The following is a 21761-nucleotide window of genomic DNA, read 5'->3' on the forward strand; positions in this document are numbered from 1 at the left end:
CCCCGCGCCGAATCCAATGGCGCGGGGTATATGAAAGCTAGGTGCACGCAGTGCAGGCACGATAATCTCTAGCCGCAGAAGGTCCAGTTACCGTTCTCGCGCTTGAAGCGCATGGTGGAGCTATCCATGCCCTGGCTGGTGTTGACGTTCACGGTCGCGGAGGCGTCATCGCCGTTAACCACGACATCGTTGATGGACTCAACGCCGGTCTTGGACCAGTCGAAGCCCTCCATCTGGGAGGTGTCCTGGCCAGCTGCGGCCATCATGTCCTTGAGCTGGTTCATCGGCACATCCGGGACCTGGTTGTAGTCCACCTGGTCGAGGCCGGAGTTCGGATCATTACGCACGGCCGCGCAGGTGTGCTCCGGAAGGTACTTCACAAAGGAGCGCATGGTCTGCTGCTCATACATGCCACGTACCAGGGTGTTGATACCGTCGATATCCTCCTGGCTTGCGGCCTCGCCCTGAACCGGTTCAACCTTTGGCATGTTCTGGAACGGGTCAGCGCCCTCTTCGAAGGGGTTGGCCACGGCTTGGTTGCCGCCCTCAGGATTCTCTCCCTCCGGCTTCGGAGCAGCGCTCTCGCCGTCCTTATTCTCTTCCCCCTCCTTCTTTTCCTCAGAAGTCTTCTCTTCCGTCTTCTTCTCAGACGTCTTTTCCTTGGACTTCGTCGTCGTGGTGGTCTTTGCCGCAGAGGAAGCGGTGTCGCCTGCGTTCTCGTCATCGGAACCACAAGCAGCCAAGGAAAGCGGTGCAACGAGTGCAACAGCGATGAGGGACTTCTTGGCAGGTGTCAAAAAGGACAAGGGATAACTCCTCAAATTAAATAGAGAGCGATAGGTAAATCCACGCTAGGCGTGGTGGTTGCTCTTGGGCATCTCCGACAACCCTAACAAGGGCTGTTTGAAGAAATCATATTTTACACCTTGAAGCTTCCTGTGAGCCCCACTAGGGGTTTCTTGCGCCGCGTAGAGTTGGTCGTGTGCATCTATCTCGCGACGCTATCGTTTCCACCGCCCTCGAACTCTTGACCCGCTACGGGCTTGCCGACGTCACCATGCGCCGCGTCGCCACCAACCTCGACGTGGCTCCCGGCGCCTTGTACTGGCATGTAGCTAACAAGCAATCGCTCATCGCCGCCATGACCGCTGAGATCCTCTCCCCCGTCGCGGGTGAAACCACGGCGGAGTTGGTCAGCTCGCTGCACCGGGAGCTGCGCCGCTGGCGCGATGGAGCCGAGGTAGCCATCGCTGGCGCCGCTTTCCCAGAGTCTTCAGCCAGCACCGACTTAGAAGAGTTATTCACAACCACGCTGCAGAAAGAAGCCCCCGATGCGTCACCGGAGGATATCGCCGTCGCCGCTCGTACGCTGATCCACTACACACTCGGGGCTACGTTCATGGAGCAATCCCGCGAGCAGCTCAGTGGGGCGTCGCCCAGCACGGCCTCTCCTTCTCCGGGCACCGCGCCCGTGGACGCCACCTCTGTGCGCGCCGCGGAACTCATGGTTGCCGGTCTAAAGTCACTGCGAACCGATCGCTGCGAATAGAATTGACTAAGCTGAGCCTCATGACTGAGACCCGTGCTGATCTAACGCCATCTCGCCAGGTGTGGCCTGGTTCCCCCTCCCCGCTCGGCTCCACCTTCGATGGAGCCGGAACTAATTTTGCTATCTTTTCCGAAATCGCGGAAAAGGTTGAGCTCTGCCTCATCGACCACGATGGCAGCGAAGAGCGCATTGAGTTGACCGAAGTCACCGCCCATGTCTGGCACGCCTACCTCCCCAACGTCAGCCCCGGACAGCGCTACGGTTACCGCATCCACGGCCCTTATGAACCAGAGCACGGCTTGCGCTGCGATCCCTCGAAGCTGCTTGTCGATCCTTATGCCCGCGCCTTCGACGGTGATTTTGACGGCGATGCCTCGCTGTACTCCTACGATATCTTCGCTGAAGAGCCTGGCACCGGGCGCAACGAGGATGATTCCTTGGGCCACACGATGCTGTCGGTGGTCATCAACCCCTTCTTCGAGTGGCACGGCGACAACCGGCCGCATACCCCGGATAACGAGACCATCATCTACGAAGCCCACGTCAAGGGCATGACGATGACGCACCCGGATGTGCCAGAGGAGCTGCGCGGCACCTACGCCGGCATGGCGCACCCGGCGATCATCAACTACTTCAAGGACTTGGGTGTGACGGCCGTCGAGCTGCTGCCGGTCCACCAGTTCCTCCAGGATGACCGTCTGCGCCAGCTGGACCTGCGTAACTACTGGGGCTACAACACCTTCGGCTTCTTCGCTCCGCATGCGGACTACGCCTACGCCAAGAAGCCAGGTGAGGCAGTGGCTGAGTTCAAGGCTATGGTTCGCGCTTACCACGAGGCTGGAATCGAGATCATCCTCGATGTCGTCTACAACCACACCGCCGAAGGCAACCACATGGGGCCAACCATTGCCTTCCGCGGTATTGATAACCATGCCTACTACCGCTTGGTCGATGACAATCCCGAGCACTACATGGACTACACCGGCACCGGTAACTCCCTCAATGTCCGCCACCCGCACTCCCTCCAACTGATTATGGATTCGCTGCGTTATTGGGTGACGGAAATGCGCGTGGATGGCTTCCGCTTCGATCTCGCGTCTACTCTGGCACGCGAGCTGGATGACGTCGACAAGCTCGCCACCTTCTTCGATCTGGTGCAGCAGGACCCGGTGGTCTCCAAGGTCAAGCTCATCGCCGAGCCCTGGGACGTGGGCCATAACGGCTACCAGGTTGGTAACTTCCCGCCCATTTGGAGCGAATGGAACGGTAAGTACCGCGATACCGTCCGTGATTTCTGGCGCGGGGAACCGTCGAAGATGGGTGAGTTTGCCTCACGCTTGACCGGCTCCTCCGACTTGTATGCCAACAACGGCCGCCGCCCCACCGCATCCATTAACTTCATCACCGCTCACGACGGCTTCACGCTGCGTGATTTGGTGTCCTACAACGAAAAGCACAACGCGGACAACGGGGAGGACAACCGCGACGGTGAATCCCACAACCGCTCGTGGAACCACGGCGTGGAGGGCCCGACTGACGACGAAGAAATTAAGAAGCTCCGCCGCCGCCAGGTCCGCAACTTCCTCACTACCCTTCTGCTCTCCCAAGGCACCCCGATGCTGTGCCACGGCGATGAACTAGGCCGCACCCAGGGCGGCAACAACAACGTGTACTGCCAGGACAACGAGATTTCCTGGATCGATTGGTCGATGTTGGAGCAGGAAAAGAACATCGCCATGCACGGTTTTACTAAGCGCCTGATTAACATCCGCAAGAACCACCCGGTGTTCCGTCGCCAGCGTTTCTTGGCCGGTGGACCCTTTGGTTCTGAGGTGAAAGACCGCGATATTGCATGGCTCGTGCCTTCCGGCAAGCTGATGACTCCGGAGGACTGGGATTTTGAGTTCGGCAAGGCCCTCATGGTCTACCTCAACGGCAACGCCATTACGGAGACCACCGCCCGCGGTGAGCGCATCACGGATGATTCCTTCATCATGATTTTCAACGCTCACCACGAGGACATTGAGTTCACCCTGCCGAAGAAGGACTTGGGTGCTAGCTGGCGGCTCATCGTCGATACTTCTGATTCCGGCGGATACCCGGACGAGGAAAAGCTGATCGCTGCCGCAGGAACCATCATGGTGCAGCCGCGCTCCACGCTGATCTTGCGCCAGACCGAGCCCCCGGTCTTCGACGACAACGACGAATCTGCATAATCGGTTGCTTCGGCAAGAAGCAGCTGAAGCTTTGGCTGCTTCTTCACCGCTTGCTCTCCACCACCAACACCATGCTTTGAAAGGAATCCGTGTCCTACACTGCCCACGGTGCCGTCATTGATGTCACCGCCGAAGCCCTTGTTTTCCGCCGCTCTTTGCTTGCTTCTTCCCTCGGCGCACCAGCCCACGAGAGTCTCTCCCTCGCTGGAGCCACGGGCGTGGAATGCACGGAGCCGACGGCAACGGGTTTTGGGCAGGTCATCGTTCACGGCACTAGCGGTGCCGAAGGTGGTGCTGGTGACACGGTCATCCGTTTTGCACCCGGCCAGGATGCCACGGCTTTCGCGCAGGCGGTGGAGGCTGCCTTGCGCGGCGAAGCACCGGCCGCCAGCACTCGTGTTCAGGGATTGAACTTCACCGCCGTCGATGTGGAAACGGCCAATGACAACTGGGGTTCGGTGTGCCAGATCGGCGCGGTCCGCTTCCGCGATGGCGAAGAGACCGAGTCCCGTACGTGGTTGTGCACTCCCCCGCCGGGCCTAGAGCACTTCGACGACGTCAACATCAGTATCCACGGCATCACGCCAGATGACGTCGCTGATGCTTCGCCCTTTGCGGATGCTGCTGCCGAGCTCTTCGACTTCCTCGGCTCTGACACGATGGTGGCCCACAACGCACAGTTCGATTCCACGGCCTTGCGCAGCGGCCTTATGAAATCTGCGGCGCCGGTTCCGGAGATTCGCTTGGCGTGCTCGCTGGCCCTGGCTCGCGATGCCTCCCGCGCCGGCGTCATCGACGTGGCCAATCATAAGCTTCCGACCGTCACCTCTTACATCGGGGCCGAGGACTTCCACCACCACGAAGCCACAGCGGATGCCCGGGCAGCCGGCGAAATTATTAGTGCCCTGGCCCAGCGCTTTGGTCACTCTGGTTCCATCGAGGACTTGTTCACCACCCGGGACTTTGCCCTGGGCACCTTGAGCGAGGAGTCCGTCATCCCAGTTCTGCGCGCCAACACTGCTCCGTTGTCTGCAGCGGACTTAGGCGCCGGCACGGATTTCCGCGACAAGACGCGCATGGCGGGGACGACCTCGGGTGCGAAAAAGAAGAGCTCCGGGACCGCACAGCGCCGCGGGCCGGCCCCATGGCAGTCCGTATCCACGCCAGACACCATCCCGGATCCGAACCCCGACGCCGATCCAGAAGGCGCATTGTTTGGCCAGAATGTCACCCTCACTGGTGACTTCGAACCTTTTGATAAAGGTCTGTTGTGGTCCAAGATTGCTGAGCGCGGTGGAAAGGTGGGCAAGAACGTCACGAAGAAGACCACCATCCTCGTCGTAGGCCAGTGGGCCACCAAGACATCGAAGGAAAAGCGCGCCGAAGAGCTACAAGGCAAGGGCCAGAATATTGAGATCTGGCAGACAGACAAGCTCCTCGAGGAGCTTCAACTCGATGAAGCACCTCCGTTTTAACCCGCGATTGGTCTCAAGGCACCCGCGATAAGCCCAATCCAAAGGAATTCTCCTCTTCGCTGGGAACCGGTGGGCGTGGAGCGCAGTCCAATAAGCATAAGGAATCTGCACCTGCCCAACCGTTACGGAGATAAATCCTTATGTCCATCGCGCTATCCACTTCCCTCCACGTCGATCGCCTTCTCCCCTCGCTCTGCCCGAGCGAAGAGCTGACCGGAAATAAGCTGTGTGATGATGGTTTTGGGGACTCACCTGCTAGCCTCCAGTTATCGCGCACGCTATCGATGTCCATAGTGCGCGGCACGGGTACGGAGGCCAAGCGTGTGAGCCAGCGCGCTCTGGATGATATGGGCTTGACCGTACGCCAGGCATGGGATTCCGCAGCGCTGAATCTGCAGCGGCGAGCGTTGACGGAGCAGGGACTGCGGTTCTTCACCCGCCCTGCCGAGCTGGGCTTCATGGGGGCCGAGGCAGGCCTCGAGGTGCGTGCTCATCGCTGCACGATATCGTCCTGGTTGGCCCATCCGCAGGCTTTCGTTATCCTAGACAATCATCTTCAGAGGCTCAGCCAGGCTCGAAGCATCACGTACCTCGTGCCTGATGCGCACACTCTTTATGCGTTGTTCAACGTATGCCCGCATCGCGCCACGGAGTTAGCGTGGCGCGCTGCTGAATTGCGTCCGCGCCATCGAGCCCCGCTCAGCATGCAACCGCTAGTATTAGCTAACGGCTTCCCGTTGGAGGTGTAGACACACCCCCGCACTTTTCCGCCGTGGCCGAAAGGAGTCACGTTTCACGATGGCTGAATCATCCATGTCCCGCTTGAGCAACCAGTATCATTCCTGGGTGCACGCGCATCCCACTGCGGCGCAGGACTTCCGCGATGCCATCGAGGACTTGCTTAACGACGCCGGAATTATCTTCGACCGCGTAGCTACCCGTGTGAAGCAATGGCCGTCCCTGAAGGCCAAGGCAAAGAAGCGTCGCGGCAACGGCGAGCTCATGTACCCCACTCCGTGGGAGGATATCCACGATGTCTTGGGCGTGCGGATTACCGTCTTCCACTCCACGGTTATTCCGGAGGCCCTCGAAGTTCTGGGAGAAACCTTCACCGTGCTTCGCTCGGTGGACAAGGCAGCAGAAACGCGGATTTCCGGCGGCTTTGGCTATGGTTCACACCACCTAGTGCTCAAGGTTTCTGAAGATAGTGCCGCTGCCCTTGAGGAACTTGAAGCCTATGTTGGCTGGACCTTTGAGATTCAAATCCGCACTGTGCTGCAGCACGCCTGGGCGGAATTTGAGCACGATATCCGGTACAAGCAGGGACCAAACCCGCCATCCCCACAGGTGGATCGCCTCTTCACGCTCGCTGCGGGCCTCATTGAGTTGGCGGACCAGCAGTTCGATGAGATTGCGGCGCTTAAGGCCCCCAGCTCCGAGGCGGACGATGACGTGGAAATCACGGCAGAGACCCTCCCCGGCGTCCTCGCCATCATTCTGGGTAACCGCTTTCCGCGTTCACGCTCGGAGCACTATCGCTTCCTAGCGGAGCTTTTAGAAAACAACGGCATCAATCGTCTAAGCCAGCTCAAGCAGCTCCTCGATGAAGACGCTATCGCCCACGTGCATGACGCCATGCGCTACCGCTTCCGCCCGGGCCAGGTCAGGCTTATCGACGATTTGCTGCTCAACAAGTTCGGCGCCCAGCACATCGAGGCCACCGCCCAAGCCGGCGACCGCAAGGATCGCAAGCGTCGTCTGAACGCGCGCCTGAAGGCCTTAAAAAACTTCCGGAATAATTAGCGGAATCCGCCGCGGAACTTGTCCATCTGCCGACGCTCCTTCTTCGTGGGGCGGCCGGCACCGCGCGGGCGAACCGGAACCGAGGGTAAAAACTCCTTCGGCGGTGGCGGCGGTGCGTGGTCGATGTAGCAGGTCCGCGCGATGGGAGCGCCCACGCGCTTGGACACGGTGGCGAGCACCTCGAGATCATGTTCGTGGTGGTTGCGCCACACGCGCACGCGGTCGCCGGGGACAACCTGCTGCGCGGGCTTGGTGGCGTTGCCGTTGAGCTTGACGTGCCCGGCGCGCACCGCCGTGGCAGCTTCTGACCGGGTCTTGAACATGCGCACGGACCAGACCCAGACGTCAATGCGGACGGGCCGCCCGTCGGGCTGATTCACCATAGGCGCTTAAAGGTTGTGGTTTTCGTTGACGATCTTCTGGATCTTTACCCAGTTGTAAGCGCCGCCGACCACGGCGACGATGAGACCAATGGCCATACAGGTCCAGAAACCAGTCAATGCCCAACCCAGGAGGATGCCGCCGGCGACGCCTCCCACGACACACACTGCGCCGTTGCGTGCGTGGGTGCGTACGGCTTGTTTGCGTTGCTCAATGGGATTGTTGGGGCGTCGCTGCATAGTCATGGGGCTTATTTTACATAGCCAGAAGCCCGCAACATTAAAGCTCCACCCAGGCTGTTCCGGCTTCCTTCGGCTCTACCCCACCCTGAGTCAGTGCCGCGAGCGTTGCAGCGAGTTTCTCCTCACCGCCGGGCTCAACGGACACGGTGAAAGTCACCGCCTGGCCATAAGCGGTATCCACCATGTCGACGCCGCGGTTGCGCAACTCCGCCTCCAGCCGGCCGGCCTCCGCGTGGGAAACCTCGACGGTATAGAGCTCGCGCAAGGCGCGCGTGACATGCTCAACCTGCTCCATCGTCTCGCTCACAGCGCCGCCATAAGCGTGAACGAGCCCGCCCGCGCCCAACTTGATACCGCCGAAGTAGCGCACGACCACTGCACAGATATCAAGCAGCCCCGAGCCTTTCAAAACATCAAGCATCGGTTTACCGGCGGTGCCGGAAGGCTCGCCATCATCGGAGGAGCGCTCCACCGGATTCGAGCCATCGACGTGATAGATATACGCCGAGCAGTGGTGGCGGGCGTCGGGGTAACGGTCGCGGGCGGCGTCGATAAGCGCGCGTGCTTCCGCCTCGTTCGTGGCGCGGCCGATGAGGGTGATAAACCGCGAGCGTTTGATCTCAATCTCGTGCTCGACGACGTCACCTCCGACCGGGCGCTGATAACTCTCCAGCATTATGCGACGAGGAAGTCGTACTCAGGGGTGCCCGGCTTAAGCTGCTGGCAATTCACCTTCGACTTCTCCATGCGCTCCAGCAGGCCATCGATGCCCGCTGCGCTGCCCAGTTCGATGCCTACCAGCGCCGCGCCGGTCTCGCGGTTATTGCGTTTGAGGTACTCGAACAACGTGATGTCATCTTCAGGGCCGAGAACATCCTGCAGGAAGTGGCGCAGCTGGCCTGGCTCCTGTGGGAAGTTCACCAGGAAGTAGTGCTTGAGGCCGCGGTGCACTAGGGAGCGCTCCATGATTTCGGCGTAGCGCAGCACGTCATTGTTGCCGCCGGAAATAACGCAGACGACTGTCGAGCCCGGCTGCAGGTTCAGCGTGCGCAGGCCGGTCACGCTCAGCGCGCCGGCGGGCTCGGCGATGATGCCTTCGTTCTGGTACAGCGCCAACTGCTCAGTGCACACAGCACCTTCGGAGACGACATCCCAGTGCAAGCGTCCTTGATTGGCCTCCAAAATCTTGAAGGGCAGCTCACCGATGCGCTTGACCGCAGCCCCATCGACGAAAGGATCCACGGTGTCGAGCGTTACCGGCTCGCCGGCAGCGAATGCAGCGCTGAGCGACGCCGCCCCAGCCGGCTCAATGCCCACCACCGCGGTGCGCGGGGCCATGTCAGCGAGGTAGGAGGTGATGCCGGAGATCAGGCCACCGCCGCCCACGGGGACCACCACGGTGTCGAGGGATTTACCGATGGACGACAGTTGGGACACGATTTCCGCGGCGACGGTTCCCTGGCCGGTAACGGTATCGCGTGCGTCGAAAGGCTCAATAAAGAAGGCACCGCGCTCCGCAGCATCCGCGTGCGCGGCGGCAGCTGCTTCATCGAAGTTGGCGCCGGTGACAACGAGTTCCACGACGTCACCGCCATGGACCAGGATGCGGTCGCGCTTTTGCTTCGGGGTCGGCTCCGGCACGAAGATCTTGCCGTGGATCCCCATGGTGCGGCAGGCATAAGCCACGCCTTGGGCGTGATTGCCGGCAGAGGCTGTAACAATCCCCTGCTTCCGCTGCTCTTCGCTTAAATTCGACATGCCGTACAGAGCGCCGCGAATCTTGTAGGAGCGCACGTCCTGCAGATCTTCGCGTTTTAAGTACACCTCATAGCCGGTTTCTTGGGACAGGCGCGGGCAATACTGCAGCGGAGTCGGGGCAATCTCCGAGCTAATTCGCGATTGTGCCAGTTGGATATCAGAGGCGTGGATTGGCTCGAAGTCTTGCGGGGTGCTTGTCATGGTGGCTCATTTTAGCGCCCCAGCTCTCTCGCGTCGCACATTACCTAGCATTCGACCGATTCACCCAACGTTTACCTAGATATCGTTTGTTTGCAACGCTGCGTTCCCCAAAAGCACCATGGGCGGTACGTACGGTGGTTCGGAAACTTTTTCGTTCCGCTTCAAGGAGTCTTTCTCAATGTCTCGCTCTTTCTCCCGCCGCGCTCTCGCGCTGTGTGCTGCGACCGCGACTAGCCTTAGCCTGACCGTGCCGGCATCCTCGGCCGCGATTGTGGACAACGTCATCGAGCATTCCGCCGCTGACGCCAGCCTCAAGGTGACCCCGATCGGCACCTATGAGTCCGGCGTGTACGCAGAATCAGCCGCGGAAATCGTGGCCTTCCACCCAGCCTCCAAGCGCATCCTTACGGTTAACGCGCACGCGGGCCAGATCGACGTCCTCGACGCCGCTGACCCAGCCAAGCCCACCTTGATCGGCTCCATTTCTGCCGGTGAAGGCAAAGAGATCAACTCCGTAGCCGTACGCCCTGATGGCCTGGCTGTGGCCGCCGTCCAGCAGGCGGACAAGACCGAGAACGGCGAGGCGCTCTTCTTCAACGCTGCGGCCGAGGACTTAGCCACCGCCGAGCTGGGGCGCGTGGCGGTGGGTGCTTTGCCGGATAACGTCCACCTCACCGCGGACGGAAGCTACGCTCTCGTGGCCAACGAGGGCGAGCCGTCGAACGAGCTCAACGCCGAGGGCACCGATTACGTCGCCGACCCAGAAGGTTCCGTCTCCGTTATCAAGCTGCCGGCGGGAGTTGCGGCGCCGACTCAGGCGGATGCCCGCATCGCTGATTTCACGGCTTTCGACGGCAAGCCACTGCCTGAGGGCGTGCGCGTCTTTGGTCCCTCCGGGCACGAGGCGAAGCCCTCCATTGACTTCGAACCGGAGTACATCTCCTCCCAGGCGGGCAAGGCATACGTGACGCTGCAGGAGGCCAATGCCATTGGGGTCATCGATATTGAATCCGCCACAGTGGAGAAGATCCTGCCGGCTCACATTGCGGATCACTCGCAGGTAGCACTCGACTCCTCCAACAAGGATGACGCCGCCGAGCTGCGCACCATCCCGGTCAAGGGTCTGTCCATGCCGGACTCCATCGGTGCTTTCACCGCCGGCGGCCAGACCTACTTCGCCACCGCGAATGAGGGCGACGCCCGCGAGTGGGGTGTCAAGGAAAAGGACGGTGGTTCCGGCGTCTACACCGATGAAGTCGAGCTCAAGGACCTCATCGAGGACGGCAAGGTGTGCGAGGGCGCGCTGGGCGACGTCAATCCGGACGAGCTCGCCGACAAGAAGCAGGCCGGCAACCTGAAGCTCAGCAACGCCTCCGGGTGGAATGAAGAGAAGGGCTGCTTCGACGAGCTCTATTCCTTCGGCTCTCGCTCCTTCAGCATCTACGACGCCAACGGCACGGTCGTCTTCGACTCCGGTAGCGATTTTGAAAAGATCACCGCTGAGCTGAATGAACCGGGAGTGTTCCACCACAACGCCGACAACGAAGCGGCCGAGTTTGATGACCGCTCTGACAACAAGGGCCCTGAACCGGAGGCCCTGACAATCGGCAAGGTTGGGGATCGCACCTATGCTTTCGTTGGCGCCGAGCGCGTCGGCGGCGTTTTCGTCTATGACGTCACCGACCCGGCCAATGCCTCCTTCGTCACCTACGTCAACAACCGCGACTTCTCCACCGATGAGTTCGCCGCTGCCGGTGACCTGGGCCCGGAGGGCTTCGCCTTCGTCGATAAAGCCGACTCCCCCAACGGCGAGCACCTGCTCATCGTGGGCAACGAAGTCTCCGGAACCACCACTGTCTACTCTGTTGAAGATTTGCTTGACGACGAAGACTCTACCGGTGACAAGGACGACGAGGACAAGAATACCCACAGCTCCCACTCATCCACTGCGAGCATCATCGCCGGTTCTGTCATCGGTGTCATCGCTGCGGTGGCTGCCGCAGTCGGCCTGCTGAACGCTCCGGGTGTCCGCGAAACAGTCCTCAGCCTTGCCCCAGCACCGCTGCGCGAGCAGCTGGAGAAGTTCCTGTAATCCCTACCTTCCCTCGGGGCGGGCTGCTACATTGAAGTGGGCTTAGGACAAGCTAGCCCACCCCTTTTTCTCGCACCCCCTTCGCACCTTCTTTCAAGGAGAACTCCTGATTATGCGCCTTTCCACCTCCCTTATCGCAGTGTGCGCGACGACGATGGCCCTGGTCACCCCGTTGGCCACAGCCGCTGACTCCGCTGAGAGCAGCCAGTCCCCCGCTTCCTCCCAGAGCCAAAGCTCTAGTGGCGGAAGCTCTCAGGGCCCCAACGGTGGAAGCTCGATGAACGTCGGTCACATCGACACCTCCGATCTCTCCAAGGAATGTGCGGACGCTGTGCACAAGGCGCGTGAGGAGCACGAGCAGGCGGTGGCTGATGGCACCGCAGGTTCTTCCTTCATGGGGCCGCAGGAGCTGGGGCTCGGCATCCTTAACGGTTATGGTTCCTCTGGCATGCCAGCAGAGCCAGACTGCGTCCAAGCGGAAAAGGACGCCGAGTTGGAGAAGGAATGGGACGAGATGCCCGAATGGGTACAGTCCGCCCGCCCCAATGACACAGCCGAAGAGGTCTTTGCGTGGGTCGGCGGCATTATCGCTCTGGTCGCCGTCGCTATTAATGCGCTGACCGTGGTCGCACAATTCGACCCATCCGTTCTCGATGGTCTGCGCGCCTTCCTCAAGAGCCACGGCTTTTACTGGGATAACTCCCAGAAGAAGGAAGGCGAGAAAGCGGCTGCGAAGTAACCGCCTCCCCACCAAAAATTAAACGCGCGAACCAAGGAGGTTCGCGCGTTTATTTAGTTTGCTCACTGGTTCATGGCCGCTCGCTGATTAGAACAGCTCCTCGGTGGCAATCTGCGCACCCTCCACGAGGGACTCCAGCTTGGCCCACGCGATCTGGTGGTGCAGACGGCCGCCGAGACCACAGTCCGTCGATGCAATCACGTTTTCTGGGCCGACCAGTTCAGCGAACTGGATGATACGGTCTGCTACCAAGCGTGGGTGCTCCACAGCATTGGTGGAGTGAGAAACCACACCCGGGTAAATGACGGTGCCCTCCGGCAACTTGTGGTCCTTCCACAAGCGCCACTCGTGGGCGTGACGCGGCGAGGCACCCTCGAAGGAGAATCCGCCGACCTTGGCCTGCAGGATCTCCTCAATGATGTCCTCGAACGGAATATCCGTCACGTGTGGGCCATGCCAGGAACCCCAGCAGATGTGCAGACGAGTCTGCTCGCGCGGGATGTCCTTGATGGACTCGTTGAGCACATCGATTCGCTCACGTAGGAAGGCCTGGAAGTCCTCAACCGTCGGCTCCGGAACCACCGAGTCCCAGGCTTCAGCCAGGTCCGGGGCGTCGAACTGCACGGTCAAGCCGGCATCCGTAATCGCCTTGTACTCCACCTTGAGCGCCTCACCGCAGGCACGCAGGAGGTCAGACTCGTCCTCGTAAAACTTGTTAGGAAGGCGTGCCGCTGCGCCTGGGGATAGGGCGGCGACGAAGCCTTCGGTGCCATCAGGCAGGGCGTCGGCAAGCAGCTTGACGTCCGCTTCCACCTGATCTTGGCCGATGTAGGTAACCGGGCCGGTGAACTCCGGGTTGGCAACCTTCTTGCGGCCGGTAAAGATACCCGAATCCGGGTCATTGTAGGCCTCGGCGAACAGAGCGCGGTCACGGCGATCCTTCATCGAAGAGAGTCGAATCTTGCCCGGCTCGGAACGGATCTTGTCACCGATTTCCCAACGGTCCTTATCCGTCATGGTCAGGCCGCCCAGGCGGGTAAAGGAATAGTTCCACCACGCGCCATAGTCGACGGCGCCGGAGGTGATGTGGCCGTACTCGCCCTCGTTGATGATGTCGACGCCAAGGTCGACCTGCCGCTTGACGACGTCCGCGACGGATCGCTGAAGAATCTCGTGGAACTTCTCATCGGAGATGGTGCCTGCAGAGCGCTCGAGGTTTGCCTCCAGCAGCTCCTTCGTGCGTGGCAGCGAGCCAACGTGGGTGGTGCGAATCTTATTGACCATGGGAAACGGGGTTCCTTTCTTCTAGACTGTGCTGTCTAGCCTAGCTGTCAAGGCCCGTCTACCCATAGCGAAAGCGAAGATAAATTCACCCGAGGATGCCGGCACCCATTGTCGCTTTGAGATCACCCATGAGATTGCTGGAGCGCTCCACGCGCAAGTGGTCACCAAGGACCATCATGGTGGACTCTTCGCCGTCGACAAGCGTGAGGTACACATCCGACTCGCCCTTGTTGTTGACTAGGACCTGCTTGAGGCGCGCAATGTTGTCCATCGTGCACTGATCCGTGCGCATGGTCAGGCGCAGCGGCAGGCCGGCACCGTTGCCGGGGCCAAGATCGGGGATGCGGATATCGGAGCAGAACAGGGACATGCGCTCATCGCGGATCTTCACCTGCACCTTGGCCAGGATGATGTTATCTTCCGCGATTTGCGCGGCCACCAACGAATACACCTGGTTAAACACGAGGATATCCACCTGTGCACCGTTGTGGTCCTCCATGCTGACGATGGCCCAGGGCGAGCCATCACGCTTGGAAAAGCGCCTGTCAACACCCGAGATGATGCCGCCAATCACCAGCTCTTGGCCATTGCCCACCTCACCGTTGAGAATCTTCGTAATCGGGGTATCGGTCTGCGCGTTGAGGGCTTCCTCGAATCCGTCGAGCGGGTGGCCGGAGACATACAGGCCCAGCATTTCCCTCTCCAGGGCCAGCTCGTGCTTGCGGTCCCAGTTCTCGTCCGGAATATCGATGGCGAAGGCGGAAGCGGACTCGCCTTGCCCTTCCTCCCCGCCAAAGCCGGCGAAGAGATCGAATTGACCCTTGTCGGCTGCCTTCTTCGTCGTCTGCACCGAATCCACGGCATCTTCGTGGATGAGCATGAGTCCCTTACGCGGATGACCCAAAGAATCGAAGGCACCGGCCTTGATCAGGGATTCTGTGACGCGCTTCGAGCAGGCCGCCAGCTCAATCTTGTCCAGGTAGTCGGAGAAGGACGCATAGGCGCCTTTCTCCCGCCTAGTCTTCACGATGGAATCCACCACGTCCCCACCAACGTTGCGGATAGCGCCCATGCCGAAGCGGATATCATCGCCCACGGCCTGAAAGGTCTCCACCGATTCGTTGACATCCGGGGAAAGCACACGGATGCCCAGGTGGCGGCAGTCGGCAAGGTAGATGGCGGACTTATCCTTTTTGTCACCCACCGAGGTCAACAGCGCAGCCATGTATTCCGGCGCATAGTAGGCCTTGAGGTAGGCCGTCCAGAAGGACACCAAGCCGTAGCCTGCGGCATGCGACTTGTTGAACGCATAGGAGGCGAAGGGCTCGATGGTGCCCCACAAAGCGTCCATCGCTTCCTTGGAGTAGCCGTTGTCCTTCATGCCGCCCCAGAACTTGTCGTACTGCTGCGCCAAGACTTCGGGCTTCTTCTTACCCATGGCCTTGCGGAAGCCGTCTGCCTCGCCGGCGGTATAGTTCGCCACCTTCTGCGAGATACGCATGATCTGCTCCTGGTACACGATGAGACCGTAGGTCTCATCGAGGATTTCCTTGAGCGGCTCCTCCAGTTCGGGGTGGATCGGGGTGATTTCCTTGCGCCCATTCTTGCGGTCCGCGTAATCCCAGTGCGCGTTCACGCCCATTGGGCCCGGGCGGTAGAGCGCCAGCGAGGCCACAATATCCTTAAAACCCGTCGGCTTCATGCGCTTGAGCAGCTCCTGCATGCCGCCCGAGTCCAGCTGGAACACGCCCAGGGTATCGCCGCGCGAGAGCAGGTCATAGACCTTCGAGGCTTTCGGATCGTCGGCGTGGAGGTCTTCGAGGTGCACTTCCTCGCCACGGTTTTTCTTGATGTTCTCCAGGCAGTCACCAATCACGGTGAGGTTGCGCAGGCCCAGGAAGTCCATCTTCAGCAGGCCGATGGCCTCGCAGGCCGGGTAGTCCCAGCCGGTGATGTAGGCGCCGTCGGCTGGGCGCTTCCACATCGGAATGTGGTCCATGAGGCGCACCGAAGCCATAATCACGGCACACGCGTGCACGCCGGCTTGGCGGACCACGCCCTCAAGACCGCGGGCGGTCTCGTAGATCTTCTTGACGTCCGGGTCGGTCTCAATCATCTGCCGGACCTCGGCCGCCTCCGAATAGCGCTCGTGCTCTGGGTCCATGATGCCGGCGAGCGGGATGTCCTTGGCCATGATGGCCGGTGGCAGAGCGCCGTTAATGCGGTCGGCCATCTGGAAGCCGGGCTGGCCAAAGTGGACCTTCGCGGAGTCCTTAATAGCCTGCTTCGTCTTCACGGTGCCGAAGGTGATCACCTGCGCCACCTTGTCCTCGCCCCACCTCTCGGCGGCGTAGGTAATCATCTCGCCGCGGCGGCGATCATCGAAGTCGATATCGATATCCGGCGCGGAGGGGCGCTCCGGGTTCAGGAATCGCTCGAAGAGGAGATCGTGCTCGATGGGGTCAATGTTGGTAATCGTCAGCGCGTAGGCCACGAGTGCACCGGCCGCCGAACCACGTCCCGGACCAACGCGAATGCCGATGGACCGCGCGTGCTTGATGAGCTCGGCCACGATGAGGAAGTAGGACGGGTAGCCCTTCATATCGATGACGCTGATCTCGTATTCAGCACGGTCGATGTACTCCTGCGGAACATCTCCACCGGGGAAGCGATCCTTGAGTCCTTCCATAACCTCATGGGTCAGCCAGGAGGTTGGGGTGTGGCCTTCGGGGACGTCGGCAATCGGCATGCGGTCGTGGGTGTGCTCCTCCCAAATCGCGCCATAGTCCTGCACGCGCTCGGCAATCCACAGGGTATTATCGCAAGCCTCCGGCACCATATGATCCCACAGCTCACGCATCTGCGCGGCGGACTTGATGTAGTAGCCGGTGCCGTCGAACTTGAAGCGGTCCGGATCCATGAAGGTCTTGCCGGTTTGCACACAGAGCATCGCCTCGTGCGCGGGGGCTTGGGTTTCCAGCACGTAATGGCAGTCATTGGTCACCAGCGGCGGCAGGTCCAGCTTGCGGCCGATTTCCAACAGGCCATCGCGCGTGCGCTTCTCGATGTCCAGCCCATGGTCCATGAGCTCCAAGAAGAAGTTGTCCTTGCCATAGATGTCTTGCCACATAGCGGCCGCCTCTAGCGCCTCATCGAACTGGCCCAGGCGCAGGCGGGTCTGCACGTCACCCGACGGGCAGCCGGTGGTGGCGATGATGCCCTCGGCATGCTCGGCAATCAATTCCGCGTCCATGCGCGGCCACTTGCCCAATTGGCCTTCATAGGAGGCCAGGGAGGACAGCGTGAACAGGTTGCGCAGGCCGGTCTCATTTTCCGCCAGCATGGTCTGGTGCAGGTAGGCACCGGAAGCGGAGACGTCATCGCGCTTCTGGTCCGGGGTTCCCCACAGCACGCGTTTCTTGTTGAAGCGTGACTCGGGCGCAAGATAGGCCTCGATGCCGATGATGGGCTTCACGCCAGCGCTCGTCATCCTTTGGTAGAAGGCATTGGAGCCATACATGTTGCCGTGGTCTGTCATGCCGACGGCAGGCATTCCTTGGCGAACCACCTCATCCGCCAACATATCCACCTTGGCCATGCCATCCAGCATGGAGAACTCGGTGTGGTTGTGCAGGTGGACGAAGGAGGAGTTTTTGGCCATGCGGCTCATCTTAGCGGGGACGTCAAACTTCGCCCGTAGGTCCTCGCTGAGGTACATTTTCTTAAATGTTCTACACCATTGCTGCCTATCTCATGTGGGGCTTCTTCCCGGCGTTTTTCCCGCTGCTGCGCCCCGCCAGCCCTTTCGAGATCTTGGCCCACCGCATCGTGTGGACCGCGGTTCTTGTCACCGCAATGCTCTTGGTAACCGGCGGCTGGCGCGAGTTACGCGCGTTCAGCTTGCGCACCTGGGGGTGGATGCTCGCCTGCGGCGTGGCCATCACCATCAACTGGGGAACCTACGTCATCGCCATCAACAGCGACCACGTGGCCGATGCCGCACTTGGCTACTTCATCAACCCGCTCGTCTCCGTGGCCCTAGGAATCATCTTCCTCAAGGAAAAGCTGACGAAGGCGCAGGTGGCGTCGGTCAGCATCGCCTTCATCGCCGTGTTGTGGCTAACCTTCATGACCGGTCAGGCCCCCTACTACTCACTGGCCCTAGCCTTCAGCTTCGGTATCTACGGCCTGCTTAAAAAGCGCATCACGGTCTCCTCCATGGGGTCGGTGGCCGCGGAAACAATTGTCATGCTCCCCTTCGCACTCATCTACCTGGGCTACCTCCAAGCACAGGGCGAATCCACCTTCACTACCGAAGGCCCCGGGCACGTCGCACTGCTGATTACCTCCGGCCTCGTCACTGCCCTACCGCTGCTGTGTTTCGCGCAGGGTGCTAAGCACCTGCGCCTGTCTACCCTCGGCATGTTGCAGTACATGACCCCCATCATGCAGATGCTGTGGGCGCTGTTCGTGACCCAGGAGCACATGTCCACCGAACGCTGGATCGGCTTCGCCATCATCTGGGTTGCGGTGATCATCTACCTTGCAGACTTGGTACGCATGGGCCGCGCTTCTCGACGCCGCGCCCGCCTCCACCCCGCTGGCGAGTCACGCGCCACCGCAGAGGACTAGCGGCGCTTCAGCTCCTCGCGCGCTTGCTTAGCCTGGGCGCGCCGGGCGGATTCCTCGCGCGCGTTCAGCGCCCACCGCGGCATGAGAATGGCCATGGCGATGCAGTAGATGGCCACCACGACGAGAATGCCGAAGGTGAGCTTGTCGGCACCCCAGATACCTTGCGCGATGGCAGCTCCGGAGGCGATGAATGCGCCCGCCCACATCAAGAGGTAAGCAAAGCGGTAGTTCGGCGGCCACGTAGAGGTGTTCGGAAACAAACGCATGTCTTCTCCTTGACTGTTTTAGCGGTTCTCGTTCTGTCCGACGTTAGCGGGCGGGCGCACGCCGAAGGATCCCCAGGCGGCATCGTCGGGGGCAACCTCGACCGTCTCGACCCGCGGGTCGGCGGCGAGGGCGCGCAGTTGGGTGCCCGCAGAATAGACCACCACCGCATCAACGTGCGTGGGGACTTCCTCGCCCATGCCATTGGCTTGCGCAGCCACGCGGGCGAACACCGCCTCGATGACGTCGGCGCGCTCGGCTCCTGAGACGGGTTCGGGAACAGCGATGGGCGCAGCCAAGCCAATCACAATGGCATCCATCCGCTGGATTGGTTGCAGGGCCTCAGAGACGTCGTGTGGACTCAGCGGCTTATTAAAACCCACCAGCGCATAGGCTGGCTTATCCGCCTGCGCCAGCGAGGCCTCCGCGCGCTCGCGGTATTCGGCGGCAGTCTCGGTTCCATCCGGGCCCAGCTGGTCTCCCTGCAACGCCGAGCGAGGCTGCGTGCCAAGCAGACCGAAAAGGACAATCACCACCAGCGCCAGCACGGCCAGCAGCACTAACGCTGCGGCACGGCGGCGCCGGTAGATGCGCTGGCGCGTGCTCCGCTGCGGGCTCATCCGCGCAATACCTCCACGGCGTGCTTCAGATCGTCCGGGTAGGGTGCGGTGCATTCAAACCACTTGCCAGTTCCGGGGTGGGTAAAACCGAGCTCGACCGCGTGCAACCACTGGCGGTTAAGCCCCACGCGCTTCGCCAGGTTCGGATCACAGCCGTACATCGGGTCGCCCACGCAGGGATGCCCGGTGGCGGACATGTGCACGCGGATCTGGTGGGTGCGGCCGGTCTCCAGGTGGACTTCGAGGAGGCTGGCCTCGCGGAAGGCCTCGAGCAGCGTGTAGTGCGTCACCGCCGGCTTGCCGTCATCAATGACCCCAAACTTCCACCCCGCGGAAGGATGGCGCCCGATAGGCGCATCAATGGTGCCGACGATGGGATCGGGCAGGCCTTGGACCACGGCGTGATAGGTCTTTTTCACGGTGCGCTCGCGGAAGGCGTTCTTGAGCTGCGAGTAGGCCCGCTCACTAGCGGCTACCACCATGACGCCTGAGGTTCCCACGTCGAGGCGGTGGACGATGCCCTTGCGTTCGGTAGGGCCGGCGTCGGCAAGCGCATAGCCCGCCGCCCGCAGCCCGCCGATGACGGTGGGCCCATCCCAGCCCAAAGTCGGGTGCGCGGCCACACCCACGGGCTTGAACACGCAGATGACATCCTCGTCCGCGTAGAGGACATCCATGCCCTCCACCAGCTCCTCCTTGGGGATGAGCGGCTCCTCGGGCGCTGGCATCATGACGTCGATCCAGCCACCGGCGCTTAAGCGCTCGGACTTGCCCACGGCCGCACCGTCGATTTCCACGTCACCCGCCGTGCACAGCTGGGCCACGCGGGCGCGGGAAATGCCCAGGAGCTTGGCTAAGGCGGCATCCACGCGCATGCCATCGAGCCCTTCGGGCACCGGCAACCTACGGCTTTCGCGCATTACTCTCCCCCCGTTTCCTTTTCTTCAGCTTTCTCGTGCATCTCCGCCCAAAACATCGCAATGATGAAGACCACGACTCCACAGGTAATGGCCGCATCCGCGATATTGAAAACAGCGAAGCTGCCCACGGAGATGTAATCCACGACGTGGCCGAACCAAAACCCTGGCTCGCGCACGAGGCGGTCGATGAGGTTGCCCAAAGCGCCGCCGGCGATCATCGCCAGCCCGATGGCCTGCCACTTGTCATGAATGCGCGGGGCGGCGATTGCTACACCAACAACGAAGGCGAGTTGGATAGTGGTAAACAGCCACGTCGAGCCCTCCCCTCCCATGGAGAAGGCGGCGCCGGGGTTAAAAAGAAGGTAGAAGCGGAACCAGTCACCGATTACCGGTAGGGCTTCGCCTTCCGTGAGGATGGACAGCATCAGTGCCTTCACGGCTTGGTCGACGGCGGCCACACCGAGCACCACCGCAACCATCACTCCGATATAACTCCTTGCTTTCACCCGTTCCATTCTAAACAGGCTCATCCGGTAATTTGGAATGCGTGTTTCGTGTGAGAGCTCTAGCAGTCCTGTCCGCCACCGTCTTGGGAGTCAGCGGCGCGCTCGCCGGCTGTTCCTATTCCCAGCCGGCCAAGCCAGTCGAGGAGCCAGTGGGCTTAGCCCTCGACGCCCCGCGCGTCACCCTCCTAGAACCCGGTGACGACGCAAGCCGCGTTGTGGCGTATAAGGATCTCGATGCCACTCAGGAGCTGACCTATGAGGTCGCCACGGGTTTTGACCAGCAATTGCGCAAGGACGGCAGCTCGGCTCCTGCACCAGCTGCCAAGGACAAGGTCACCCTTCCGCTGCAGGCCTCGGTGGAGGCTGCCACCGAGGATGTTGAGGGCCAGTTGCCGGCCAGCCGCAACGCCTTCGTTACCGTGGGCAAACCCGCGGCCGAAGGCGCGGACGTCTCCTCCGCCGAGGGTTTCCAGTTTGGGTGGCGCGGCACGGATAGCGGGCAAATGAACTCGCTGCGCCTTGCCGCCCCGCAGGCCGCAACCGACGAGGCCCGCAGCACTGTGGAGCGCGCCATCACCAGCCTGACCTCGCTGCCCATCGTCTTCCCGGATGAGGAAATTGGCTCCGGTGCTCAGTGGGTCGTGGAATCGCGCGTTACCGGCGAGTCCACACTGCTGCAAACCACGACCTATACCTTGGACAAGCTCGACGGGGATATCGCCACGCTCAACGTCGAGGTTGAGCAGCGGCCGTCCCTGGGCGCGCTCTCCTTCGACGGCGCTGACGCCCCCGAGGAGCTGCGGGGCAAAGAGCTCAAGGTCATGGACACCACGTCGACGTCGAAGGGCACGGTCACCGTTGATCTGACCAAACCGCTTCCCACCGCCGGCGATGTCTCCGTGACTACTGCCATTTCTTATGGTGCGGACAGCTCCGATCTTCGCGTGGTGCAAACCAGCGCCACCGATATGACGTTCACCACCGACTAGTCCGCTGCGCGCCGAGCCTGCCCCGCATCAGGCAACCGCGCGCCGACCTTCGGACAGCGCAGCGCCCGCCACCCACTGGCTCTCAATCCA

At 61.3% G+C, this 21761-nt stretch carries 20 protein-coding genes; 9 read left to right on the plus strand and 11 right to left on the minus strand.

Annotated features, from left to right (window positions below; all coding sequences use genetic code 11):
• Nucleotides 1–68 precede the first annotated feature (68 nt).
• On the minus strand, nucleotides 69–806 hold the full coding sequence (locus R3O64_RS08445; RefSeq protein ID WP_070533264.1) for a hypothetical protein: 738 nt from the start codon (nucleotides 804–806) through the stop codon (nucleotides 69–71).
• Nucleotides 807–982: 176 nt separating this feature from the next.
• On the opposite strand from R3O64_RS08445, the gene R3O64_RS08450 reads away from it, so the two are divergent.
• The 5 genes from R3O64_RS08450 (at nucleotide 983) to R3O64_RS08470 (ending at nucleotide 7043) form a co-directional block, all read left to right on the plus strand.
• Nucleotides 983–1549, plus strand: coding sequence for a TetR family transcriptional regulator (locus R3O64_RS08450; RefSeq protein WP_070533266.1), 567 nt, complete (start codon nucleotides 983–985; stop codon nucleotides 1547–1549).
• Between the two features lie 20 nt (nucleotides 1550–1569).
• On the plus strand, nucleotides 1570–3765 hold the full coding sequence (gene glgX / locus R3O64_RS08455; RefSeq protein ID WP_070533268.1) for a glycogen debranching protein GlgX: 2196 nt from the start codon (nucleotides 1570–1572) through the stop codon (nucleotides 3763–3765).
• Between the two features lie 89 nt (nucleotides 3766–3854).
• On the plus strand, nucleotides 3855–5240 hold the full coding sequence (locus R3O64_RS08460) for an exonuclease domain-containing protein (RefSeq protein ID WP_070533269.1): 1386 nt from the start codon (nucleotides 3855–3857) through the stop codon (nucleotides 5238–5240).
• A gap of 140 nt (nucleotides 5241–5380) precedes the next feature.
• A complete protein-coding gene (locus tag R3O64_RS08465) occupies nucleotides 5381–5989 on the plus strand; it encodes a hypothetical protein (protein WP_339016680.1) in 609 nt (202 codons plus the stop codon).
• Between the two features lie 49 nt (nucleotides 5990–6038).
• Nucleotides 6039–7043: a GTP pyrophosphokinase gene (locus R3O64_RS08470; RefSeq protein ID WP_070533272.1), complete on the plus strand. Its 1005-nt coding sequence runs from the start codon at nucleotides 6039–6041 to the stop codon at nucleotides 7041–7043.
• Here the strand turns inward: R3O64_RS08470 and R3O64_RS08475 are convergent.
• Genes R3O64_RS08475 through ilvA form a run of 4 tightly spaced genes read right to left on the minus strand, consistent with a single transcriptional unit; the run spans nucleotide 7040 to nucleotide 9625 of the window.
• Entirely contained in the window at nucleotides 7040–7426 is a 387-nt protein-coding gene (locus R3O64_RS08475; protein ID WP_070533274.1) for an RNA-binding S4 domain-containing protein, read from the minus strand. The genes R3O64_RS08470 and R3O64_RS08475 overlap by 4 nt on opposite strands.
• A 6-nt stretch (nucleotides 7427–7432) precedes the next feature.
• Nucleotides 7433–7669: a hypothetical protein gene (locus R3O64_RS08480; RefSeq protein WP_070533276.1), complete on the minus strand. Its 237-nt coding sequence runs from the start codon at nucleotides 7667–7669 to the stop codon at nucleotides 7433–7435.
• Between the two features lie 34 nt (nucleotides 7670–7703).
• The gene (locus tag R3O64_RS08485; RefSeq protein ID WP_070533278.1) at nucleotides 7704–8342 is read right to left on the minus strand and encodes a YigZ family protein; all 639 of its coding nucleotides are present in this window, start codon (nucleotides 8340–8342) and stop codon (nucleotides 7704–7706) included.
• Complete coding sequence (ilvA, locus tag R3O64_RS08490) at nucleotides 8342–9625, minus strand: threonine ammonia-lyase IlvA (RefSeq protein ID WP_070533280.1); 1284 nt, start codon at nucleotides 9623–9625, stop codon at nucleotides 8342–8344. Before ilvA ends, R3O64_RS08485 begins: the two co-directional genes overlap by 1 nt.
• Nucleotides 9626–9803: 178 nt before the next feature.
• Here ilvA and R3O64_RS08495 point away from each other — a divergent pair, with 178 nt between their 5' ends.
• Entirely contained in the window at nucleotides 9804–11717 is a 1914-nt protein-coding gene (locus R3O64_RS08495) for a choice-of-anchor I family protein (RefSeq protein ID WP_070533384.1), read from the plus strand.
• Nucleotides 11718–11829: 112 nt separating this feature from the next.
• Complete coding sequence (locus R3O64_RS08500) at nucleotides 11830–12456, plus strand: hypothetical protein (RefSeq protein ID WP_339016681.1); 627 nt, start codon at nucleotides 11830–11832, stop codon at nucleotides 12454–12456.
• Between the two features lie 87 nt (nucleotides 12457–12543).
• Here R3O64_RS08500 and R3O64_RS08505 read toward each other — a convergent pair whose 3' ends face one another.
• Entirely contained in the window at nucleotides 12544–13740 is a 1197-nt protein-coding gene (locus R3O64_RS08505; protein ID WP_144014611.1) for a cobalamin-independent methionine synthase II family protein, read from the minus strand.
• 85 nt (nucleotides 13741–13825) lie between these two features.
• A complete protein-coding gene (gene dnaE, locus R3O64_RS08510) occupies nucleotides 13826–17401 on the minus strand; it encodes a DNA polymerase III subunit alpha (protein WP_339016682.1) in 3576 nt (1191 codons plus the stop codon).
• Nucleotides 17402–17466: 65 nt separating this feature from the next.
• Here dnaE and rarD point away from each other — a divergent pair, with 65 nt between their 5' ends.
• Complete coding sequence (gene rarD / locus R3O64_RS08515) at nucleotides 17467–18372, plus strand: EamA family transporter RarD (RefSeq protein WP_046647989.1); 906 nt, start codon at nucleotides 17467–17469, stop codon at nucleotides 18370–18372.
• Here the strand turns inward: rarD and R3O64_RS08520 are convergent.
• The 4 genes from R3O64_RS08520 to lspA are packed head-to-tail and all read right to left on the minus strand — an operon-like array spanning nucleotide 18369 to nucleotide 20691.
• Nucleotides 18369–18638 (minus strand): type II secretion system protein, encoded by a 270-nt coding sequence (locus R3O64_RS08520; RefSeq protein WP_046647988.1) that lies wholly within the window; start codon nucleotides 18636–18638, stop codon nucleotides 18369–18371. The genes rarD and R3O64_RS08520 overlap by 4 nt on opposite strands.
• A gap of 18 nt (nucleotides 18639–18656) precedes the next feature.
• Nucleotides 18657–19256 carry a hypothetical protein gene (locus R3O64_RS08525; RefSeq protein WP_339016683.1) on the minus strand — a complete coding sequence of 200 codons (600 nt, stop codon included), beginning with the start codon at nucleotides 19254–19256 and terminating at the stop codon, nucleotides 18657–18659.
• On the minus strand, nucleotides 19253–20176 hold the full coding sequence (locus R3O64_RS08530; protein WP_046647986.1) for an RluA family pseudouridine synthase: 924 nt from the start codon (nucleotides 20174–20176) through the stop codon (nucleotides 19253–19255). The genes R3O64_RS08525 and R3O64_RS08530 overlap by 4 nt, the downstream gene beginning before the upstream one ends.
• Nucleotides 20176–20691, minus strand: a complete 516-nt coding sequence (gene lspA, locus R3O64_RS08535) for a signal peptidase II (protein WP_070533290.1) — start codon at nucleotides 20689–20691, stop codon at nucleotides 20176–20178. The genes R3O64_RS08530 and lspA overlap by 1 nt, the downstream gene beginning before the upstream one ends.
• A 41-nt stretch (nucleotides 20692–20732) precedes the next feature.
• Between lspA and R3O64_RS08540 the strand changes: the two genes are divergently transcribed.
• Nucleotides 20733–21671, plus strand: coding sequence for a DUF6263 family protein (locus tag R3O64_RS08540; protein WP_339016684.1), 939 nt, complete (start codon nucleotides 20733–20735; stop codon nucleotides 21669–21671).
• Nucleotides 21672–21761: the final 90 nt, after the last annotated feature.

Origin of the sequence: Corynebacterium hesseae (genome assembly GCF_037850265.1) — a bacterium.
GTDB classification, from domain to species: Bacteria; Actinomycetota; Actinomycetes; order Mycobacteriales; family Mycobacteriaceae; genus Corynebacterium; species Corynebacterium hesseae.

Excerpts from the sequence above, each read along its gene's own strand:
- R3O64_RS08520 (WP_046647988.1), bottom strand. The coding sequence starts at position 18,638 with ATGCGTTTGTTTCCGAACACCTCTACGTGGCCGCCGAACTACCGCTTT.
- dnaE (WP_339016682.1), bottom strand. The coding sequence starts at position 17,401 with ATGGCCAAAAACTCCTCCTTCGTCCACCTGCACAACCACACCGAGTTC.
- R3O64_RS08495 (WP_070533384.1), top strand. The coding sequence starts at position 9,804 with ATGTCTCGCTCTTTCTCCCGCCGCGCTCTCGCGCTGTGTGCTGCGACC.
- lspA (WP_070533290.1), bottom strand. The coding sequence starts at position 20,691 with ATGGAACGGGTGAAAGCAAGGAGTTATATCGGAGTGATGGTTGCGGTG.
- R3O64_RS08480 (WP_070533276.1), bottom strand. The coding sequence starts at position 7,669 with ATGACTATGCAGCGACGCCCCAACAATCCCATTGAGCAACGCAAACAA.
- glgX (WP_070533268.1), top strand. The coding sequence starts at position 1,570 with ATGACTGAGACCCGTGCTGATCTAACGCCATCTCGCCAGGTGTGGCCT.
- R3O64_RS08470 (WP_070533272.1), top strand. The coding sequence starts at position 6,039 with ATGGCTGAATCATCCATGTCCCGCTTGAGCAACCAGTATCATTCCTGG.
- R3O64_RS08525 (WP_339016683.1), bottom strand. The coding sequence starts at position 19,256 with ATGAGCCCGCAGCGGAGCACGCGCCAGCGCATCTACCGGCGCCGCCGT.
- R3O64_RS08475 (WP_070533274.1), bottom strand. The coding sequence starts at position 7,426 with ATGGTGAATCAGCCCGACGGGCGGCCCGTCCGCATTGACGTCTGGGTC.
- R3O64_RS08500 (WP_339016681.1), top strand. The coding sequence starts at position 11,830 with ATGCGCCTTTCCACCTCCCTTATCGCAGTGTGCGCGACGACGATGGCC.
- R3O64_RS08530 (WP_046647986.1), bottom strand. The coding sequence starts at position 20,176 with ATGCGCGAAAGCCGTAGGTTGCCGGTGCCCGAAGGGCTCGATGGCATG.
- rarD (WP_046647989.1), top strand. The coding sequence starts at position 17,467 with ATGTTCTACACCATTGCTGCCTATCTCATGTGGGGCTTCTTCCCGGCG.
- R3O64_RS08485 (WP_070533278.1), bottom strand. The coding sequence starts at position 8,342 with ATGCTGGAGAGTTATCAGCGCCCGGTCGGAGGTGACGTCGTCGAGCAC.
- R3O64_RS08465 (WP_339016680.1), top strand. The coding sequence starts at position 5,381 with ATGTCCATCGCGCTATCCACTTCCCTCCACGTCGATCGCCTTCTCCCC.
- R3O64_RS08505 (WP_144014611.1), bottom strand. The coding sequence starts at position 13,740 with ATGGTCAATAAGATTCGCACCACCCACGTTGGCTCGCTGCCACGCACG.
- ilvA (WP_070533280.1), bottom strand. The coding sequence starts at position 9,625 with ATGACAAGCACCCCGCAAGACTTCGAGCCAATCCACGCCTCTGATATC.